Genomic DNA, 19,080 nt, shown 5'->3' on the forward strand with positions numbered 1-19,080 from the left:
ACATTATTAAATTAGTTTGTAATCTACAATAAAACTATAAAGAAAACCTGCAAGGTAAACACCTCAAGAAAAAATACAATAAAATCAAGTTTACATTTGCGGGAAATATACCTCAATATTTAATCATTTTTTATGATCAAACTCTAGAAGGAGTTGAGTAAAATGTTTGTAAAATTTTTAAGAGAAAATATTTATGCTTCTTTCGTACTTTTACTGTTGAGATTATACTTAGGTTGGGAATGGATGACAGCTGGTTGGGGCAAAATCACAGAAGATTTTGATGCTGCCAATTTCTTAAAAGGAGCTGTTGGTAAAGCAAGTGGTGATCACCCTGCTGTCCAGACCTGGTGGGCAAATTTCTTAGAAGGTTTTGCTATTCCAAATGTAGGGATGTTCAACTTTTTAGTCGCTTGGGGTGAATTTTTAGTAGGTATAGCATTACTACTAGGTATATTTACTACCTTCGCAGCACTAATGGGAATCATAATGAACTTTGCTTTCTTATTATCTGGTACTACCAGCACGAATCCTCAAATGGTTATATTAACCATTTTCATTCTTGTTGCAGGTGCCAATGCTGGAAAAATAGGGTTAGATTATTATGTTTTACCTTATGTAAAAAATCTATTTTTTAAAAAGAGAAACCGTACTGTAAATACTTAAAATATATATAAAAAGAAACTCTATACTTCCAAAACAAATAGAAAACTTGTACCTCTCCACTCCTTAATCCTATGTTGCTGACATAGGATTTTTTATTTGATTGTTTAACTGATTTTCGTTTTTTGCAATCTAAGTGAATTACTTACAACGGATACTGAGCTAAGCGCCATTGCTGTTCCAGCCATCCAAGGCTCTAACAATCCAATGATAGCAAAAGGAATGGCAATTAAATTATATATTAATGCAAAGCTTAAGTTTTGTTTTATATTTTTCATTGTTTTTCTACTAACCTGTATCGCCTTTGGAAGATCCATTAAATCGTTCTTCATTAAGTTTACATCTGCCGCTGCATTCGTAAGATCTGTACCAGTTCCCATTGCAATTCCTACATTTGCAACTGCTAAAGCAGGAGCATCATTCATACCATCTCCAACAAATATAATATTCCCTCCTTTTTGCTGCCATTGTTGAACCAAATTCCCTTTTTCCTTAGGCAAAACATTAGAATAAACCTTTGTTATACCAACTTCTTTTGCAATTGCCTTAGATGTATATTCATGATCACCTGTAACCATCACCACTTCAAAACGATATTTTTTTAATAAATGAATAGCTTCTATTGCATTTGGTTTTATCGTGTCCGAAACACCAATGATACCAGCAAATTTATTTTCAATAGCTACAAATAATATACTTTTCCCTTGCTCCTGCAGTCGAGCTACTCGTTCATTGTTAATCTTAATAGTAATACCTTGATTTTCAAGTAATCGTTGAGTACCCATTATTACTTCAGAACCTTCTACTATCCCACTTATTCCATACCCAGGATAAACCTTTATTGAATGTGATTCAGGAATGATTAATCTTTTAAGTTTTGCAGCTCTTACCACAGCCTTAGCTATTGGATGTTCAGAGAAAACCTCAACTGACGCAGCCATTCTGAGTAAATACAGTTCAGAAACATTTGTACTTACGACATTCGTAACAGATGGTTTACCTACGGTAATGGTTCCTGTCTTATCTAGGAAAATAACGTTCCCATGATTTAGGCCTTCAATGTGACCTCCTTCTTTAAATAAGATACCGTTCTCAGCAGCTCTACCAGAAGCCACCATAATGGATGTTGGTGTAGCTAAACCAATTGCACAAGGGCATGCAATGACCATCACAGTGATAGCATGTTCTATAGATATTGCAAAATCTCCTGTTGTTAAGACAAAATACCACATAAGAAAAGTAGCGAATGATAAACTAACTATAACGGGTACAAAAATGCCAGCAATTCGATCTGCAGTACGTTGAATTGGAGGCTTTGACACCTGTGCTTCCTCGATATATCGATTCATTTGTGCAATTGTAGATTGCTCACCTGTTCTAGTAGCCAGAATTTTTAGCAATCCATTCATATTAATTGAACCACTTACTATAGAATCCCCTGAAATTTTTTCAACAGGTATGGATTCACCAGTAATCATAGATTCATCGATCGTAGAATCCCCTTCTAAAACTTCTCCATCTACTGGTATGCTTTCACCTGGACGTATAATCATGATATCCTTCTCCTGGATATTATCAGCTGAAACCATCATTTGAACATTGTCTCTAATAATTTCCGTTTTCTTTATTCCTATTTCTTGAAGGCGGTGAACAACATGAAGTGTTTTACTTTTCGCTTTGGCTTCCAATAACTTTCCAAGCAACACCACAGTAATGATCACAGCGCTAGTTTCAAAGTACAAGGGATAATAATGACTAGCTATAGGTGAAGAATGGAGACTTTGTACAGTTAAATAATGACTGTAAAAATAAGCAGACGAGGTACCAAGAACGACAAGTACATCCATATTCGCACTTCCATTTTTCATAGCATGATACGCATTATAATAAAAAGGCATTCCGATCATAAATTGAATTGGAGTAGCCAATGATAATTGAAACCATGGGTTTAAGAAAATATCTGGAACCCATATATTCGATGTAAATGAAAAATGCGTGAACATCGTCCATAATAAAGGAATAGTGAGAAACGCAGAAATCATAAACCGATTTCTTAAATTTTTTATCGCTAATCTACGTAGATCTACCTGCTTCATTTTCATCTTTTGATATTTTTTTGCTCCATAACCCAACTTTACAATTTTATTTATAATTTGTTCTGCAGTTATTTTTTTTCGATTAAAACGTACTGAAGCTCGATCTATCGTCAAATTCACTTTGGCTTCGTGAACTGACTCCATTTTATTTAACGATCTTTCTATTCTAGCCGCACAATTGCTGCAAGTCATTCCTGTAATTTGGACTGTAACCTGTCCTTCTTTTTCATTCATTAAAGACATGTGAACTCCTCCGCAATCCATATTTACATGGACAATCCAACGTATATATTCAATGTATGAAAAAGAACTTCGTGAAATGATAACTTAACCTACAAAAAAGCCGCAAAAGTTAAATATACTTTCCCGGCTATCTTAATCATTCATTTACTTTAATGCTTGAAGATCTTTTATAATTTGTTCATAGTCTGGATCATTTCCATCATATTTCGCTACAATAGTACCACTTTGATCAATCAAATAAAAAGATGTTCCATGGATAACTTGATTTGAACTAGTTTCCTTTTGAACTAACGTTTTAAATGAGTTTTTAGCAAACGATTGAATAACCTCGTCTGAATATCCAGTTAACAGATGCCAGTTAGATAAATCTCCACCGAATTTGCTTACATACTCTTTCATCACTTCTGGAGTATCAACTTTAGGATCTACACTAAAGGATACAATATCTGCCTCTATCCCCGCTTCGTTCATTTTTGCTTGTAGCTCAACCATATTAAAAGTCATACCTGGACAGACTGTTGTACAGTTTGTAAAAATAAAATCCGCAACCCAAATTTTATTCTCTAAATCAGAAAGACCAAATGGTTCATTCTCATGATTTGTAAAGGTAAACTCTTCAACTTGATAATTTAACTTGTTTGGGATTTGGATGTCACTTTCTACACTACATGCAGATAAAATGAATATAAAACATAAGCTATATATTAAAAAAGTATATGTAGTTGTACGTTGCAACACTAATAACCCTCCTACTTGAGTTTTTCTATTATAGTGTAATGGTTTATTCAAGAGTTGAATGATCATCTGATTCATTCATTTCATGACTTTCTGTACTTTCTGTTTCTTGGCTATCTGAAATTTCTACTTCGCCAACATTGAATTTTATTTTAGGCATGTTGTGCATATCTCTAGCAGTTACATGTGCAATCACAAAATAGGCTGCTTCATGATTAAATGTTTTCTGAATCGAATAAACCCCATCACCTTGATGATGTCCTTCAATCATTTCTGTTTCTTCATTCCCGATCATCCCAATTTCAAATCTTACTTCGCTAGCATCAGTGACAGCCTCTTGATTTTGAGATACAATCGCTTGAATCGTAACCTCGTTCCCTGCCTCTATTGTCTCCGGACTCATTACAACTTGCACTTCTAAAGGATGTAGTGATTCTTCCATTGGTTGATCCATAGAATCATGTTTCCCTTCATATTCTGCACTTTCTGAGTTTTCAGTAGTGCACCCGCTAAGCATTAATGTCAATACAAGAATACTAGATAATAATGACTTCATTTTGACCTCCACAATTTCTATTATAGGTTAAGTTGTTTCTAGCTTGTTGTTATGGATAACAGGAGATTGAACTTGAATACGATCACCTACTAAAAAAGACACCTTATGGAGTATCAACATGACTGCACCACCTATTCTTTGATCTGTGATAGGCGTTAATACTTTCCAACCTAACAAAACATTTAAATCTACATTTTGACCGAAGCACACTTCCAACATGTTACTTTGAGCTGTATAATCAGTAAATATCCGATATTGTATAGTTGAAAAAAACAATAACAAACAAGCCGGCAGCAATACTAATGTATTAACCAGTGCATAACGTTTTCTTTTATTATAAGGTAATTTGTTTTGTAAAAAGGAACCAACAATGGGCTGCCAGACACAAAATGAGGCAAGGGCTAATAATATGTGAAAACCATAATACATCCAGCTGGTTGTCATCACCGTATCCATCACTATAGGGATATGGTATAAAATGAACAAACCATTAAAAAATACAATAGATATAGTTGGAGCTGTTAATTTAGACCAGACCTTCGATATAAATTGAAACTTCTTATGGACTTTATACAAATGTAATGGAATCCCGGCAAGGAGGAGTGGTGTGACTAAAAAATACAATAAACTCATATGAAGCATATGAACACTAAACATAAAATGAGCAATCCCATACAGTGGGCTCCCCCAGCATATGTAGAATAAGGACAGTCCTAGAAGAAAATACAATCGTTGTTTCATGTGAATTTGCCTTTCGGTTGTTTCATTGAATATCCCTGTAATTAACCAATATATTGTGGATATTAACACAATAATAACGAACAACTCTCTCTTCCATTCCAACAGACCTGCTTCCAGCATAAATTCCATATGCAGCACTCCTCATCTGTTCTAATTCAAGATACAGACGGTACTTAGTCACAACACCCCTTGTGTCCCCCCTGCATCCTATTAAAAATCTCCTCTGTTGCATCCGAATAAGAATAAATCTTACCTCCAAAACCAGATGCAAATTTCTCAGCATGTTCTTTGTTTTGAAATGATAATACTTGTGGTTGACAGCATCCAAGTATCAAGGAAGTATCCATTAAAAACCATGAAGATGCAGCACTGATTGTTGTTTGTAGCAGAAAATCAGGACAAATCGCCTGCAATACTTTATCACCTAACTGTTGGTGACGTAATAATCCACAATGAGCACAACACGTCGTTTCTATACTTTGATCTTGTAAAATTAATCGATAAGCCAACCTTTGGTTAATAGGGCGATAACAATAAATACAATCTTGAGTATTTTTAACTTCTTCATGTTTTTCCTGATTCAATGAAATACCACCAAATGTTTTTATGATCATGCCTTCTTCAATCAATGGTTTGATATCTCTGTGAATCGTCATTTCTGACACTTCAAAAATCTCACTTAAATCTGAAATTTTTAATGTCTTTTTCTTTCGAATCAGCTCCATGATCTGATGTTTTCTTTCAGCTGGCAACATATGACTTACCTCCTACTTTCCATAACTATGATGAAATATCACATAATATAACACCAATAATTAAAATTCTAACATACAATCAAATCTTTAAGACATGCATTTTTATATTGTTTTTGAACTTTTTACGAATAAAATCATGTTATATTATAACACCACAAAAAAACGATATTATCAACAATGATCATACCGATCATGACAAGATTTAAATTAAATTTCAATCCGTTCTTGATGTGTGTATACATTCATTTTGTCACCTCTAGCAAATCCAACTATTGTGATCCCTAGTTCATTAGCTAAGTCCAATGCTAGATTTGTGGGTGCCGACTTTGAGATGATCATACCGATACCCATTTTTGCTGTTTTCAATAATACTTCAGATGAAATCCTCCCACTAAACACGATACATTTACCTTGTGGTCTCATGTTGTTTATTAAATTATGACCGTATATTTTATCTAATACATTATGTCTGCCTATATCAGACTGAAACTGAAGGATTTCTGAATGATTACAAAGCGCTCCTTGATGTATTCCTCCAGTTTTTTTAAAATGTTGTGATTCTTCTTCAACTAGAGTCATTAAATTCAAACACTGAGAAACTGAAAACGTACCTTTAACATTTATTGTCTTCGCAGTTTTCACGTCATTTTGAAAATAGAATTGTCTGCTTTTCCCACAGCATGAACCAACAAAACGTTTTTCAATAAAATCACTAACACGAAGGTTCTGATTTTTCAATTCAATATTTGCAAATCCTGTTTCCATATCAATATTTATATCATGAATATCAGCTATCACCCGTATCAAACCCTCGCCAGCAAGAAAGCCAATTACAAGTTCTTCAATTTGGATGGGTGTACAAACTAGCGTTGCAAATTCTTCCCCATTCACTTTCAATGTTATTGGGAATTCTACTGCTATGTCATCATCTTTAAAATCAATCAATTGTTTGTTTATCTTTTGAAGGTCATATTTTAGAATCTTTCTTTTTTGAAAAATAAAATGATCATGATTATCCATTAGCTTACATCCATTTCTAAATCATCAATTCGTTTTTCTACATATTTTACATCTTTTTGTGCATGAAAGACCTCTGCTTTTTCAATGATCACTTTTGTATTATATTCTGGTATACCTGCTTGTTCTTCATAAACTCCTTTGGGGATCAATATATTCCCTTCAGGCCAATATACTTCTACATTCCCTCTTTTTATATTGACAAATTTTGCACGACCATGAAAAATACCATTCTGATTGTACACTACAATGGCATCATACTCTCTTATAAATAATTTTCGAGCATCTTCGATGTGCATTAGTACATCATGTCGTTCAGCGGCATTAAAAGGGTCATTGTTGCCGTAAATCATTGAATTAAATTGTTTTCCTCTTCTTGTTGTTATATAAAAGTGGCCTTCAGCTTTTCTTAATTCAGGAAGATCTATCGGCAATAACTTACCTTTGTGATCTTTTGTAGGAAAAATCCCATCTTCACACAACAAAGCTCCGCCCCATTGAAAAAAATCTCCTTTATTAGACAAATGCTGAATTCCATCATAATTCACATTTGCTTTTGCAATCTCATTCCTAATAGATTGTGTATCTTGGAAGTGAATTAAATGTTCAAGTTCAGGTTTGATCCTTTTAGCCAAATCAACATAAATTTCCCATTCAGATCTTGCTTCCTCTATTCTTGGGCCTTTAATTTCTGGCGAATAATATACCATTCTTTCAGTTGAAGTTGATGTGCCACCACCAGTTTGTTCATACCTAGTTTGCGCAGGTAAAACGATAACAGCTTCATTAGCACCCACAAGAGTAGAAGTATTTAAGATGATATCTTGATGAATGCGAACATCAATATTTGATAAGCAACCTTCTACAAATGTTGGATCTGGCATTGTTTCAAGGAAATTCCCGCCAGACATGTAATACACTTTAAGCTTTTGTTCATGGTCTTCTTCTAAAAGTGCTTTTTCTAAAGAAATGCCAACAATATCCCCCTGCCAATCAGGCAATTCAAATCTCCATAATTGTTCTATTCTTTTCTTATTGATTGAATCATAACCACCACCTGGCAAGCTGAACGGATCCGCGCCCATTTCACCTGCACCCTGTACGCCAGAATGACCTCTAATTGGCATCACTCCACAATGCTCTCTTCCTATAAATCCACGTAACAATGCTAGATTAGCAACTTGAGAAATATTATCTGTACCAAAACGGTGCTGTGTTAAACCCATGGACCATACAAATACGGAAGAATCTGATTTAGCAAGCAGTTCAGACAATTCCTTAATTCTTTCAAAAGGAATCCCAGATGAGGATACAATTTGATCCCACGGCAATTGAATGACATGTTTTTTCAGTGCTTCGTATCCAGTCGCATGTTGATCAACAAAATCATGATGAATTGCGGATCCTGGCTGCTTTATTTCCATTTCAAACCAATGCTTCATGATCCCGTTCATAAAGGCTATATCTCCACCAATATGAACCTGATAGAAATCATCTGCTATTTTTGTCCCAAACAATGCCGATTCTGGTATGGAAGGAATCCAATATTGATCCATTGCTGGTTCATGATATGGATTAATCACGATGATTTTTGTCCCTTTTTGTTTTGCAGCATACATATATTTCGTAGAAACTGGCTGATTATTAGCGGCCACTGAACCCCAAAATATTAATACATCTGTCCCTATCCAATCCTTATAACTACAACTAGATGCTCCTATACCAAGTGAACGGGTCAGCGCCGTTTTAGATGGAGAATGACAAATACGAGATGCGTTGTCAATATGGTTGGTTCCAATGAATCTTGCCGCTTTTGCTGCCGTATAATATACCTCATTAGTGATCCCACGAGAAGTTAAATAAAAAGCGATTTGTTTCGGATCTACTATTTTCATTTTTGCAACTATGTAATCTAATGCAACTTCCCAAGAAATACGTTCAAATTTATGCTCACCGGCTTTTCGAATTAATGGATATGGAATACGGCCCAATTGTCTTAATTGCGTACTATTTAGTTTCTGCAATTCTCTAATATCTTGATGCAGCACTTCAGGATTCATTGCAGGCATCGTATTCAGTCTTAAAACGTTTAATCGTGTTGTACATACATGTGGTCCTGTAAGTGTCTGATCTTTTAACCCACTTACACCCAAAGCACAGCCATCACAAACACCTTGAGTTAAAATTCTGCTAGCATAAGGTAATTGATCTCGATTTTCCCATACCACTTTCAGTGTATCTTTAATATGATGAGGTTTTACTTTTCCAAGCCCAAAAGGCACTTTACTAACCCAGTAATTTGGATTCAATTTTTTTGCTATTTTGATTGGTCCTGTATGTTTTGTTTTTCCCATTTTGTCACCTCCAGTACTTACTTTCTAATCATCTTCTTTTCTTTTTTGCCACTCTATTAAATCTGAGAGCGTATTCATATTAAAAAAGGGCTCTTGGCGATTTGTCCATTCACTCCATTCCGACTCTTGTATGTAATAACTCGACAGAGAGTCTATAAAAGAAGTCATTTTCTTATTGCCTGAAGATAAATATGAATACAATTCGTTTTTTACATTACGATATGCACCAGCAAGAGGATGGATTCGTTCATGATGCGAAGGTATAATAACTTCATATTGAGAGTGTGTCGCAGTGCATTGCCGCAGCCCGTTTAAGTAGGGAATATTGATATCTGGCATATCATTTGCAAGTACAAAATACCAATCAGCTTTACAATGTTTCATACCTGTATACAAACCTGCTAAGGGTCCAAAACCTTTAAATTGTGGATCATCTTGTAATATGGTAATATTCTTGTAACTTGTTAGCAGATCTTTTAGCTTTGATTTATCATTTTCGTTGCTGATTATCATGGTATACTCTGATACCTTTTGTGAAATTGAAACTAAATACTCAATCATGATTTTTTCTTTATGTGGGATGAATGTCTTAGAAGTACCCATCCGTCTGCTCTGTCCACCTGCTAAAATCAGGGTAACCCATTTTTTCATAATTTTTTTCCTTATCCTATATTTTTTCACATGAACCGTGATGATGAATGTACTATAATAGAGATACAATTATATGATAACATAGGAGTTATCTCTCTACACTTCATTGCTATCTTTAAATTATCTAATAAACATACAATTTACGTTCTCTCACCTTTGGAGGAATTATAGATGACAAATACAATCAACAGTCCAAACGTACTGGACTCTTATGAAAGACCTTTACGAGACTTAAGAATATCTGTTACTGATCGATGTAATTTTCGCTGCTCTTATTGTATGCCAGCAGAAATTTTTGGACCTGATTTTGAATTTTTACCAAAAAATAAGCTATTATCTTTTGAAGAATTGGAAAGATTAGTGAATATATTTTCTAAAATGGGGGTTGAAAAAATAAGAATTACTGGTGGTGAACCCCTATTACGTAAACAACTGCCAGAACTTATCCATAAAATATCTCTTGTGGAAGGTATCAAGGATATCGCTTTAACTACAAATGGAACCTTGTTGAAAAAATTTGTTCCACAATTAAATGAAGCAAAATTAGACAGGGTTACAGTAAGTATAGACAGTCTAGATGATGAGCGGTTTAAACAAATGAATGGAATTGGATATGGTGTAAAACCTATTTTAGAAGCTATCGATGCTGCTGATAAATCTGGTTTTCCAATCAAAATAAATATGGTCGTTAAAAAAGGGGTAAACGAGCAAGATATATTACCAATGGCTAAGTATTTTAAACAAAAGGGACACACTTTAAGGTTCATAGAATTTATGGATGTTGGAAACAGCAATGGTTGGAAATTAGATGAAGTTGTTCCTAGCAAGAAAATCTTGGATCTTATCCATAAAGAAATGCCATTAGAACCTGTTGAAGAGAATTATTTTGGTGAGGTGGCTAAAAGATATCGATATAAAGGGACAAAAGCGGAAATAGGTTTTATATCTTCTGTCACTCAAGCATTTTGTTCCTCATGCACTAGAGCAAGGTTATCTGCGGAGGGTTTTCTGTATACATGTTTGTTTGCAACAAAAGGATATGATTTACGCACACCTCTAAGAGAGGGTGCAACAGACGAAGAAATTGAAGAGATCATTAGGCAAATATGGAACAATCGAGATGATCGTTATTCTGAAATAAGATTAAATGAAACACCTGGAATTAAAAAAAGCAAAATTGAAATGTCTCATATCGGTGGATAGGGGAGCCCAACTATCAAAAAAACTTGAAGTTCATAAAAATGTCACGTTTTTTGTAAAGGTATCATTGTGTTTAAAAAGAATATCGTTTATCCTAAACTAGGATTTCAATCACAAGCTTTATAATGGACATTTATAATTGATTTAGGAGGAAAATATGACGAATAGTACACCTGTAAAACAGCGTAATTTTACACCATTTATAATTGCAGTATCCATCATTCTAGTGGCTGTAATAGCACTTTTATACTTTCTCCCTTCATATGAAGCAGAAGTAGGTTTTGATATTACGATATTGCCTATGTTGAATGCTATCTTCAACAGCTTTACATTTATCTTTTTGTTACTGGCTTTGATCGCAATTAAAAGAAAAAATATTAAAGTTCATCGAAATTTCATATTAATGGCTTTTACAACTACATTTTTATTTTTGATTTCCTATGTAACGTACCATTCTTTGAGTGAATCTACAAAGTATGGAGGAGACGACTTTTTACGTTACATATACTTTTTTGTATTGTTGTCTCATATTTTATTATCTATTGTCATCGTACCACTTGCTCTTATGTCAATCACACGCGGTTTTAATATGCAAATTGAACGTCACCGCAAAATCGCTCGCTGGACGATGCCGATTTGGTTATATGTAAGTTTTACAGGGGTATTGGTTTATTTGATGATATCACCTTATTACTAATAGTAACCCTAAACCTAATATACCCACATGAATTTAAACTCATTTATTTCACAACCCGAATCAAAAAGGTACGAACATTTCTGTTCGTACCTTTTTTTAATTTGATTTATGATGATTCTTTTTGTAACTTGTTCATATGACCAATCAATTTTTTTGAATAATTACTGCTTAATACATCTGTTCCACCTATAATAGCATTTTTATACCTTTCGCTTGGTGCAATTTCAAAATCTTCCTTATGAATCACTTCATATGTGAATGCATCTAATAGTTTATTATTATAAATCACTTTCACTTTTATTTTCTGGTAAACATTATTGATACATTCCTGACTGGCACCTTCTCTAAGATCGAGATTAGGTATTAAATTGTTCGGAATCAAGTATAATACACCTTCCATGATATGATTAGAAGTCTTTATTATATCCGCTACTCCACCTTTTCCCCATTTATCTGATTCTCGAGTAAAAGCTACTCGATAATCTATTAATTCGGCTTTCCCAACCACCTCATACTGAGGCACAGTCCCTTTAAATGAAGATTGATTCATACATGAACCATAGGCAAAATAATACGATTTATCACTTTCAATCTTTAAATTATTGTGCTTCATTTTATCACTTCTTATTTATATTTTTTTAATTTGGATAATCCTTTTTCATCATGTGAATGATTCAGCCACTTTTTCAATATTATAATAAAAATATTAAGTCTGTTGCTTTCAAAAATCAATACTTTCCACTAGTGAAATATTTTTTAAAAATTGTTGTCATTTCCTTCATCAAATAACTTTTGTGATAACAAGTTTTATTTGATGTTCTAATGATACTATGAATTAAGCTAAAAAAAGACCGTCCGAAGTAATTTTCAGACGGTCTAACACTATTCAATTCTTATTCGCCAAATATGACATACTGAGCAATATTTTTTGAATGATCTCCCATTCTTTCTAAATTACTTAAAATATCCAAGAATACTGCACCAGAAGTACCGCTGCACAAGTTTTGATTTAAACGTTTAATATGTGCTTTGCGGAATCGTTTTTCCATCTCGTCAAGCTTAGCTTCGTTTTCCAGTACTTTTTCGGCTAAATTCTTATCTTCATTTTCTAAACATTCAATGGATTGCTGTATTGTTATATCTGTTAGTTCAATCATCTGTTTTAATTCGGAACGAGCTTCATCAGAAAACTCAGCTTTCTTAAGAATAGATAAATCAGCAAGTTCCATAATATTTTCAGAATGATCACCAATTCTTTCAATATCATTAATTGCTTGCATCAATACTGAAGCTTTTCCTGATTCTTTTTCACTAAGTTCATTCTGTTGGATTTTCACTAAATATTCCGTTGTTCTTTTATCCAATTCATTTATTAATTCTTCTGTTTGTTCAACCATATTTTTAGACTTGTCATTTTGATTAAAGAAATAATCTGCAGCTTCCTGTAAACTTTCCTTAGCTAATTCACCCATTCGAATAATTTCATGTTGAGCTTGTCCTAGACCTACAGATGGATTGGATAATAATCGCTCATCCAAATATTTAGCTTCAAACTCTAACACCTTCATTTCACCCGGCACAATTCTTGTAACAATATAAGCTAAGAGTCCTACAAAAGGCAATTGGATTAAAGTGTTTGTTATATTAAAGAAACCATGTCCATATGCAATTTGCATTTCTACGCTTGCACCAGTTGAATTCCCTAACCATAAAATCAGATTAGTGACAGGTCCTATTAAGAAAAGAAATATTGTTGCTCCAATGATATTAAATATAACGTGAGCTGCTGCTGCACGTTTAGCTGCTACAGAGGCTCCAAGAGAGGCAATAATCGCTGTAACGGTTGTTCCAATATTATCTCCAAACAATACCGGTAAAGCTCTCTCAATGCTTATTAGGCCTTCTGAGGCAATGGTTTGCAATATACCTATCGTTGCACTTGAACTTTGTACAACTACCGTAAAGATGGTCCCTACGATTACACCCAATATAGGATTGTCTAAATTAATAATGAATTCTTTAAATACTTCAAGGTCTTTTAATGGTTTTACACCACTTCCCATGGTTTTAAGTCCATAAAACAACATACCGAAACCAAAGATAACTTGTCCTATGTAGTTGTATAACTTTTTCTTTAAAAAGAAAATAAGGAATACACCAACTGCAATAATCGGAAGTGCATAGTTCTGAATTTTAACCCCTGCGATAATAAAAGCAGTCATCGTAGTTCCAATGTTGGCACCCATGATAACACCAATGGATTGTCTTAATGTCATTAAACCTGCATTAACTAAACCTACCGCTAATACGGTTGTTCCTGAAGAGGATTGGATTAATATCGTTACTACAATCCCAACTATAACACCTAATATTGGGTTTGTTGTATATTTTGCCAATAAACTTCTTAATTTGTCACCAGCGGTTTTCTGCAAGCCTTCTGACATATATTTCAAACCAAACAAAAAGATCCCTAGTCCACCCACAAATTTAAATATCAAATCCTGCCAGTCCATATGTCCTTCAAATCCTCCTGAGTATATTTTAAAAACTGTATTCGACAAAAAATGCCCTGTATTATTATACCTAGTTGTGAGTGATTTGAAAACAAAAAAATTTTACATTTGTTTAACACTTGATTAACATTGGATTTACATTTGATTTATAAATGTAAAATAAGATATGATCTACATATGAAACTAAACTATAGTTGAGCAGGTGATTTTATGGTATATTCTCAAAAGGAAGAAATTGCAAATGCAATTACACATGGTATTGGGGCTCTGTTAAGTATAGCCGCGTTAGTCTTGTTGATCGTTTTCTCAAGTTTGTATGGGTCTGCATGGCATATCGTTAGCTTCACCATCTTTGGTACCACCTTAGTGCTGTTGTATGTATTCTCCACCTTATTGCATAGCTTTAAAGAGGGAGTTACGAAAAATGTATTTGAAGTATTAGATCACTCCGCTATTTATTTGTTAATTGCTGGAACATACACTCCTTTTGTACTAGTTACTCTTAGAGGTCCATTAGGATGGACTCTTTTTGGAATCATTTGGGGATTGGCTGTTATGGGCATCATATTCAAAGTATTCTTTGTAAAAAAATTCATTGTTCTTTCTACTTTGTTTTATATTTTAATGGGATGGATGATTTTATTTGGAATAAAACCACTTTATGAGAACATTTTATTAAACGGTTTTATATGGTTAGTGCTTGGTGGTGTTTTATATACCGTGGGTACTATATTTTACGTATGGAGAAAATTCCCTTACCATCATGCTGTGTGGCATCTATTTGTTGTTGGAGGAAGTGTATCTCACTTTTTTGCAGTATTATATTTATTGCCTGACATTAATTAACCCCAGAAAGCGCTGTATTGAATTGCAGCACACTTTTTGGGGTTCAGCTCAATATTTTTCTTAACAATCTCATAAGGGTTTTTAAACAAAGTATATCAACCTCCACTGACGGGTGGGATAAAAGCTACTTCATCATGTTTTGATACTACAGTATTAAGATCTACATATTCCTGATTTTTGGAAGCAAAGCTCTTATCTAAAACATCTATAAATGCTGATGAAGGATATTTTTCCTTTAAAGATTGTTTGATATTCTCAACAGTCATATTGGGATTCGTTAATTCCATGTTAAGTTCTCGTATGCCAGCAGCATCTGCTAGTCCAGCAAACAATAAAATTTTAATCATTTATACCACTACCTTTATTTTGTTAGTCATTTCAACTTTACATTCTAGCATGATATTCTTTTCAGGCTCCCTGAAGAAGGGATAAAACAACTAAGTATTACTTTACTTTATTGGATTAATTAAGGATACTATGGAATCAATATCATCTAGAGAATATACTGGAATGTGATTTATTGCAAGAGGTATCCACGAAACAGCAGCTATAACATTATCCAAACTGGTTATTAGTTTGATATGTTCTTCCGATCTGATCATAACAATTTTTTGATATTTTTCAAGTTTAAAACCCTCAACAACAATAATATTCTTATCAGACATTTGTTCGATTATATTTGTAAGTGGAGTATACCTTTTGTGTATAATAGACGTTTCCTTGCCATTTTGTGAAGTAATAGCAATACTATCTGCCCCCGCTTTTTGATATTTCCAAGTATCCGTTCCTTCCGTATCCATCTCAAATTGATGTGCATCATTTTTAATGGCACCTACCTTATATCCATCTTCCTGCAGCTTTTCAATTAAACGGCATACTAAAGTCGTTTTACCGGTATTTTTGTACCCTACAATTTGAATGATTTTTGGATGTTTCACATGATCACTCCAATTCTTTTAACCTGATCGCTGTGACTAAATCTCCTTTACTTAACCCTTGTCCCCCTGCAGGGATGACGATTAAACAGTTGGAGTCTTTAATGGAAACCATAATACTAGATTTATCTTCACCAGTAGGTTTAACATACACAGAACCTTGTTCAATTCTACTCGTTGCTCTAATAAATCGTTGGAATGCATTCACTTTAGTAAAATCCTCATCAAGAAAAGCGGTGAAAGTTTCTGGGTATACCTGTTTACATCCCTGCATTCCTTTTAAAACAGGACGAATAAACAACTCAAATCCAACAAAACAGGCGCCAGGGTTTCCCGATAATGCGAAAAGAAAATGATTTTGAAAGACACCAACTGTTGTAGGACTTCCAGGCCGCATTGCTACTTTATTAAATAACATATTTCCTTCTTCCCACTGATCAAAAAAATCATACATGATGTCATAATCTCCTACGGATACTCCCCCTGTAGTTATTACTAAATCCACTGTATGGAACAACTCTGAGATTTTAGATTTTGCCAATTCTAAATCATCTGGGAGCTTATCTAAGAGAACAGGGGATCCACCCTCCTCTAAAACAAGTGAAGCTATCATACTGGTATTACTATTTCGAATTTTCCCTAATTCGAGTGATTCTTCTATATCCTGCAGCTCAGATCCTGTAGAAATAATAGCAACTGTAGGACGACTGTAAACTTCTATAGAATGAAAACCAAATGTTGCAAGGAGAGCGATTTCCCCAGTACCAATTTTTCTTCCTTTGTCCATTAAATGTGTGCCTGATTCAATTTCTTCTCCAATTTCAGTTACATTTTGTCTTTTGCGAATTTCCCTTTTAATGCGAATGTATTTTTTATCATTTTCCATGAATTCTTCTGTCATTTCAAACATAATCACAGCATCAGCTCCATCAGGAAGCATTGCACCGGTCATGATTCTCGCTGCTTGTTTTGTTGAAATTAATTGTGAAGGTACTTTGCCAGAGGGTATTGTTTCTATAACTTCCAACACGATAGGATCTAATGATGAGATATCCTTTGTATCTATTGCTCGTATCGCATACCCATCCATACCTGATCTTCGAAAATGAGGGAGGTCAATTGGTGCAATAAGTTCTTGCGCCAATCGCCTCCCAACTGATTCAATCAAGGGTATCTTTTCAGTATTAACATTTTGAGTATATTCAAATATACGCTTTTGAGCTTCCGAAACCTGTACTATCTTACGCTTAAATTTAGATTGAACTTCTTTATTTCCGTCCATGTATCGTCTTCCCCTTACATATGACTATCCACTTCAGATTTGTTTATGTTGAGTTTAATATGAGTCCCTTTTTCAGGCTCAGATTCTATTTCTAAGTGTCCATTCACTGCCCTAGCTCTTTCCTCCATACTAAACAAACCTACACCTTTCATATCTCTTTGTCTTACAAATCCTTGACCATAATCCAAAATACTCACTACAATCCCATTCTCATCTTCTATCATTTTTACAAATGCTTCTGAAACATCTGCGTATTTTCCAATGTTCGTCAAAGCTTCTTGAATCACACGATAAATTGTAGTTTCTATATCTATTTCTAAACGTTTTTTTATATTGGTATCTAATTGAACATCAATTCCATAATGCTGAGAATACTCTTTTAAATAAGAACGAATCGCTGGGACAATACCCAAATCATCTAGAACTGAAGGTCTTAATTCCCAAGACATGTTACGAATATCTTGAATGATGTTTGATACATCATTTCGTATGACTTCCAACCCGTCATGTTCAATATCATTTGCAATTCGATCAATTTGTATTAGTAAAGAAAACATCCGCTGTCCTATTCCATCATGCAATTCCCGAGATATTTTTCTTCTTTCGTCTTCTTGAACATTCATTAGTTTAGTCATCATATTTTTGAGTTCTTTTTCTACTTGTTTTAGCTTCGTAATCTCAGTTCGAATGGATAAAAACTGGTACGGTTGGTTAGCATCATTTAAAAAAGGAATAATTGTTGTATTCACCCAATAGTATGATCCATTTTTTGCTTTGTTTCTTATTTCGCCTTTCCATATCTTACCGCTCAAAATTGTATCCCATAAATCTCTCATAAATTCTTCAGAGTGAAATCCAGAATTAACAATACGATGATTTTGACCTAACAGCTCGTCTCTTGAATACTTGGAAATTTCACAAAAACGATCATTCACATAATTAATAATGCCGTTTTGGTCAGTTGCTGCCACTATAGACGATTCATCTAAAGCTGTTTTAAGATCTATTAATTGGTTTAATGTTTCTTGAAGTTTTCCTTTTGTTTTCGATGAAACGATGTTTGAATCAATATTTGAAAGAAGTTGTTTTACATTTTGATTAATATCTGGGTATTGATTATTCCTATTCAAAATGAAGCAACCCCTTTTTCAATGCATATTTCACTAATTCTGGTCTCGTTCTTAGATTTAGCTTTTCCATCACTTTACTTTTATGAGTTTCTACCGTTTTAACACTAATATTTAATTGTACTCCGATATCCTTGTTAGCATATCCTTTTGCAACCCATGTAAGTACTTCTTTTTCACGATCCGACAATAAATCAAAAGTATCAAAGTTTTCACCTTGTTTTACTTTTTCTAAATACTCTTCCATCAGTGTTCTGATCGCAGATGGATATAAATAAGCTGATCCAGAGGCCACACACTTTATGGCATTTAATAATTCTTCATGCGGAGCGCTCTTTAGAATATATCCAGAAGCACCTGCTTGAATCACTCGGAACAAATATTCTTCATCATCATGCATCGTAAGAATTAATATGTTTGTTTCAGGTAAAAGCTTTTTAAGCTCTGTCGTGGCTGATAAACCATCTTTCCCTTGTGGCATACTAAGATCCATCAAAACTACATCAGGTTTCAAATCAAGTGATTTTTGAATAGCCTCATTTCCTTCAGCAGCTTCACCAATCACTTCAACATTTGGATTTGCGTCCAATAACATCATTAAACCTGTTCTTACAACAGCATGATCGTCTACAATAAGAATTTTAGTCATATCATATCCCTACTTCCCATGAA

The 19,080-nt window shown here is 34.0% G+C and carries 19 protein-coding genes; 4 read left to right on the forward strand and 15 right to left on the reverse strand.

Annotated features, from left to right (window positions below; all coding sequences use genetic code 11):
* Positions 1–162 precede the first annotated feature (162 nt).
* Complete coding sequence (locus Q5Y73_RS15895; RefSeq protein ID WP_305992899.1) at positions 163–663, forward strand: DoxX family protein; 501 nt, start codon at positions 163–165, stop codon at positions 661–663.
* Positions 664–767: 104 nt separating this feature from the next.
* Here Q5Y73_RS15895 and Q5Y73_RS15900 read toward each other — a convergent pair whose 3' ends face one another.
* The 8 genes from Q5Y73_RS15900 to mobA form a co-directional block, all read right to left on the reverse strand.
* Entirely contained in the window at positions 768–2,999 is a 2,232-nt protein-coding gene (locus tag Q5Y73_RS15900) for a heavy metal translocating P-type ATPase (protein WP_305992900.1), read from the reverse strand.
* Between the two features lie 144 nt (positions 3,000–3,143).
* Positions 3,144–3,737: an SCO family protein gene (locus Q5Y73_RS15905; protein WP_305992901.1), complete on the reverse strand. Its 594-nt coding sequence runs from the start codon at positions 3,735–3,737 to the stop codon at positions 3,144–3,146.
* Positions 3,738–3,780: 43 nt separating this feature from the next.
* Positions 3,781–4,290 carry a FixH family protein gene (locus Q5Y73_RS15910; protein WP_305992902.1) on the reverse strand — a complete coding sequence of 170 codons (510 nt, stop codon included), beginning with the start codon at positions 4,288–4,290 and terminating at the stop codon, positions 3,781–3,783.
* A 27-nt stretch (positions 4,291–4,317) separates the two neighbouring features.
* Complete coding sequence (locus tag Q5Y73_RS15915) at positions 4,318–5,160, reverse strand: cytochrome c oxidase assembly protein (RefSeq protein WP_305992903.1); 843 nt, start codon at positions 5,158–5,160, stop codon at positions 4,318–4,320.
* Between the two features lie 44 nt (positions 5,161–5,204).
* Positions 5,205–5,786 carry a DeoR family transcriptional regulator gene (locus Q5Y73_RS15920; protein ID WP_305992904.1) on the reverse strand — a complete coding sequence of 194 codons (582 nt, stop codon included), beginning with the start codon at positions 5,784–5,786 and terminating at the stop codon, positions 5,205–5,207.
* 207 nt (positions 5,787–5,993) lie between these two features.
* Positions 5,994–6,806 carry a formate dehydrogenase accessory sulfurtransferase FdhD gene (fdhD, locus tag Q5Y73_RS15925; RefSeq protein ID WP_305992905.1) on the reverse strand — a complete coding sequence of 271 codons (813 nt, stop codon included), beginning with the start codon at positions 6,804–6,806 and terminating at the stop codon, positions 5,994–5,996.
* Positions 6,806–9,157 (reverse strand): FdhF/YdeP family oxidoreductase, encoded by a 2,352-nt coding sequence (locus Q5Y73_RS15930; RefSeq protein WP_305992906.1) that lies wholly within the window; start codon positions 9,155–9,157, stop codon positions 6,806–6,808. The genes fdhD and Q5Y73_RS15930 overlap by 1 nt, the downstream gene beginning before the upstream one ends.
* Before the next feature lie 24 nt (positions 9,158–9,181).
* Complete coding sequence (gene mobA, locus Q5Y73_RS15935) at positions 9,182–9,808, reverse strand: molybdenum cofactor guanylyltransferase (RefSeq protein WP_305992907.1); 627 nt, start codon at positions 9,806–9,808, stop codon at positions 9,182–9,184.
* Positions 9,809–9,979: 171 nt separating this feature from the next.
* Between mobA and moaA the strand changes: the two genes are divergently transcribed.
* Positions 9,980–11,011, forward strand: coding sequence for a GTP 3',8-cyclase MoaA (moaA, locus tag Q5Y73_RS15940; protein ID WP_305992908.1), 1,032 nt, complete (start codon positions 9,980–9,982; stop codon positions 11,009–11,011).
* A gap of 154 nt (positions 11,012–11,165) precedes the next feature.
* Positions 11,166–11,705 (forward strand): DUF420 domain-containing protein, encoded by a 540-nt coding sequence (locus tag Q5Y73_RS15945; RefSeq protein ID WP_305992909.1) that lies wholly within the window; start codon positions 11,166–11,168, stop codon positions 11,703–11,705.
* 106 nt (positions 11,706–11,811) lie between these two features.
* On the opposite strand, the gene Q5Y73_RS15950 is transcribed toward Q5Y73_RS15945, so the two are convergent.
* Positions 11,812–12,318 carry a gamma-glutamylcyclotransferase family protein gene (locus Q5Y73_RS15950; protein WP_305992910.1) on the reverse strand — a complete coding sequence of 169 codons (507 nt, stop codon included), beginning with the start codon at positions 12,316–12,318 and terminating at the stop codon, positions 11,812–11,814.
* Between the two features lie 280 nt (positions 12,319–12,598).
* Positions 12,599–14,218, reverse strand: a complete 1,620-nt coding sequence (locus tag Q5Y73_RS15955; protein ID WP_305992911.1) for a Na/Pi cotransporter family protein — start codon at positions 14,216–14,218, stop codon at positions 12,599–12,601.
* 210 nt (positions 14,219–14,428) lie between these two features.
* Here Q5Y73_RS15955 and trhA point away from each other — a divergent pair, with 210 nt between their 5' ends.
* Positions 14,429–15,064 (forward strand): PAQR family membrane homeostasis protein TrhA, encoded by a 636-nt coding sequence (gene trhA, locus Q5Y73_RS15960; protein ID WP_305992912.1) that lies wholly within the window; start codon positions 14,429–14,431, stop codon positions 15,062–15,064.
* Between the two features lie 95 nt (positions 15,065–15,159).
* Here the strand turns inward: trhA and moaD are convergent, their stop codons facing one another.
* The 5 genes from moaD to Q5Y73_RS15985 all read right to left on the reverse strand — a co-directional run bounded on the left by moaD (position 15,160) and on the right by Q5Y73_RS15985 (position 19,057).
* Positions 15,160–15,411, reverse strand: a complete 252-nt coding sequence (gene moaD / locus Q5Y73_RS15965; protein WP_305992913.1) for a molybdopterin converting factor subunit 1 — start codon at positions 15,409–15,411, stop codon at positions 15,160–15,162.
* A gap of 102 nt (positions 15,412–15,513) precedes the next feature.
* The gene (gene mobB / locus Q5Y73_RS15970) at positions 15,514–16,002 is read right to left on the reverse strand and encodes a molybdopterin-guanine dinucleotide biosynthesis protein B (protein WP_305992914.1); all 489 of its coding nucleotides are present in this window, start codon (positions 16,000–16,002) and stop codon (positions 15,514–15,516) included.
* Positions 16,003–16,006: 4 nt separating this feature from the next.
* The gene (locus Q5Y73_RS15975; protein WP_305992915.1) at positions 16,007–17,281 is read right to left on the reverse strand and encodes a molybdopterin molybdotransferase MoeA; all 1,275 of its coding nucleotides are present in this window, start codon (positions 17,279–17,281) and stop codon (positions 16,007–16,009) included.
* A 14-nt stretch (positions 17,282–17,295) separates the two neighbouring features.
* Positions 17,296–18,411 carry a PAS domain-containing sensor histidine kinase gene (locus Q5Y73_RS15980; RefSeq protein WP_305992916.1) on the reverse strand — a complete coding sequence of 372 codons (1,116 nt, stop codon included), beginning with the start codon at positions 18,409–18,411 and terminating at the stop codon, positions 17,296–17,298.
* Positions 18,404–19,057 (reverse strand): response regulator, encoded by a 654-nt coding sequence (locus tag Q5Y73_RS15985; protein ID WP_305992917.1) that lies wholly within the window; start codon positions 19,055–19,057, stop codon positions 18,404–18,406. Before Q5Y73_RS15985 ends, Q5Y73_RS15980 begins: the two co-directional genes overlap by 8 nt.
* Positions 19,058–19,080: the final 23 nt, after the last annotated feature.

This window comes from Chengkuizengella axinellae (genome assembly GCF_030730905.1).
Taxonomy (GTDB): Bacteria; Bacillota; Bacilli; order Paenibacillales; family KCTC-33759; genus Chengkuizengella; species Chengkuizengella axinellae.

Excerpts from the sequence above, each read along its gene's own strand:
- Q5Y73_RS15895 (WP_305992899.1), top strand. The coding sequence starts at position 163 with ATGTTTGTAAAATTTTTAAGAGAAAATATTTATGCTTCTTTCGTACTT.
- Q5Y73_RS15900 (WP_305992900.1), bottom strand. The coding sequence starts at position 2,999 with ATGTCTTTAATGAATGAAAAAGAAGGACAGGTTACAGTCCAAATTACA.
- Q5Y73_RS15910 (WP_305992902.1), bottom strand. The coding sequence starts at position 4,290 with ATGAAGTCATTATTATCTAGTATTCTTGTATTGACATTAATGCTTAGC.
- Q5Y73_RS15915 (WP_305992903.1), bottom strand. The coding sequence starts at position 5,160 with ATGGAATTTATGCTGGAAGCAGGTCTGTTGGAATGGAAGAGAGAGTTG.
- Q5Y73_RS15920 (WP_305992904.1), bottom strand. The coding sequence starts at position 5,786 with ATGTTGCCAGCTGAAAGAAAACATCAGATCATGGAGCTGATTCGAAAG.
- fdhD (WP_305992905.1), bottom strand. The coding sequence starts at position 6,806 with ATGGATAATCATGATCATTTTATTTTTCAAAAAAGAAAGATTCTAAAA.
- Q5Y73_RS15930 (WP_305992906.1), bottom strand. The coding sequence starts at position 9,157 with ATGGGAAAAACAAAACATACAGGACCAATCAAAATAGCAAAAAAATTG.
- mobA (WP_305992907.1), bottom strand. The coding sequence starts at position 9,808 with ATGAAAAAATGGGTTACCCTGATTTTAGCAGGTGGACAGAGCAGACGG.
- moaA (WP_305992908.1), top strand. The coding sequence starts at position 9,980 with ATGACAAATACAATCAACAGTCCAAACGTACTGGACTCTTATGAAAGA.
- Q5Y73_RS15945 (WP_305992909.1), top strand. The coding sequence starts at position 11,166 with ATGACGAATAGTACACCTGTAAAACAGCGTAATTTTACACCATTTATA.
- Q5Y73_RS15950 (WP_305992910.1), bottom strand. The coding sequence starts at position 12,318 with ATGAAGCACAATAATTTAAAGATTGAAAGTGATAAATCGTATTATTTT.
- Q5Y73_RS15955 (WP_305992911.1), bottom strand. The coding sequence starts at position 14,218 with ATGGACTGGCAGGATTTGATATTTAAATTTGTGGGTGGACTAGGGATC.
- trhA (WP_305992912.1), top strand. The coding sequence starts at position 14,429 with ATGGTATATTCTCAAAAGGAAGAAATTGCAAATGCAATTACACATGGT.
- moaD (WP_305992913.1), bottom strand. The coding sequence starts at position 15,411 with ATGATTAAAATTTTATTGTTTGCTGGACTAGCAGATGCTGCTGGCATA.
- Q5Y73_RS15975 (WP_305992915.1), bottom strand. The coding sequence starts at position 17,281 with ATGGACGGAAATAAAGAAGTTCAATCTAAATTTAAGCGTAAGATAGTA.
- Q5Y73_RS15985 (WP_305992917.1), bottom strand. The coding sequence starts at position 19,057 with ATGACTAAAATTCTTATTGTAGACGATCATGCTGTTGTAAGAACAGGT.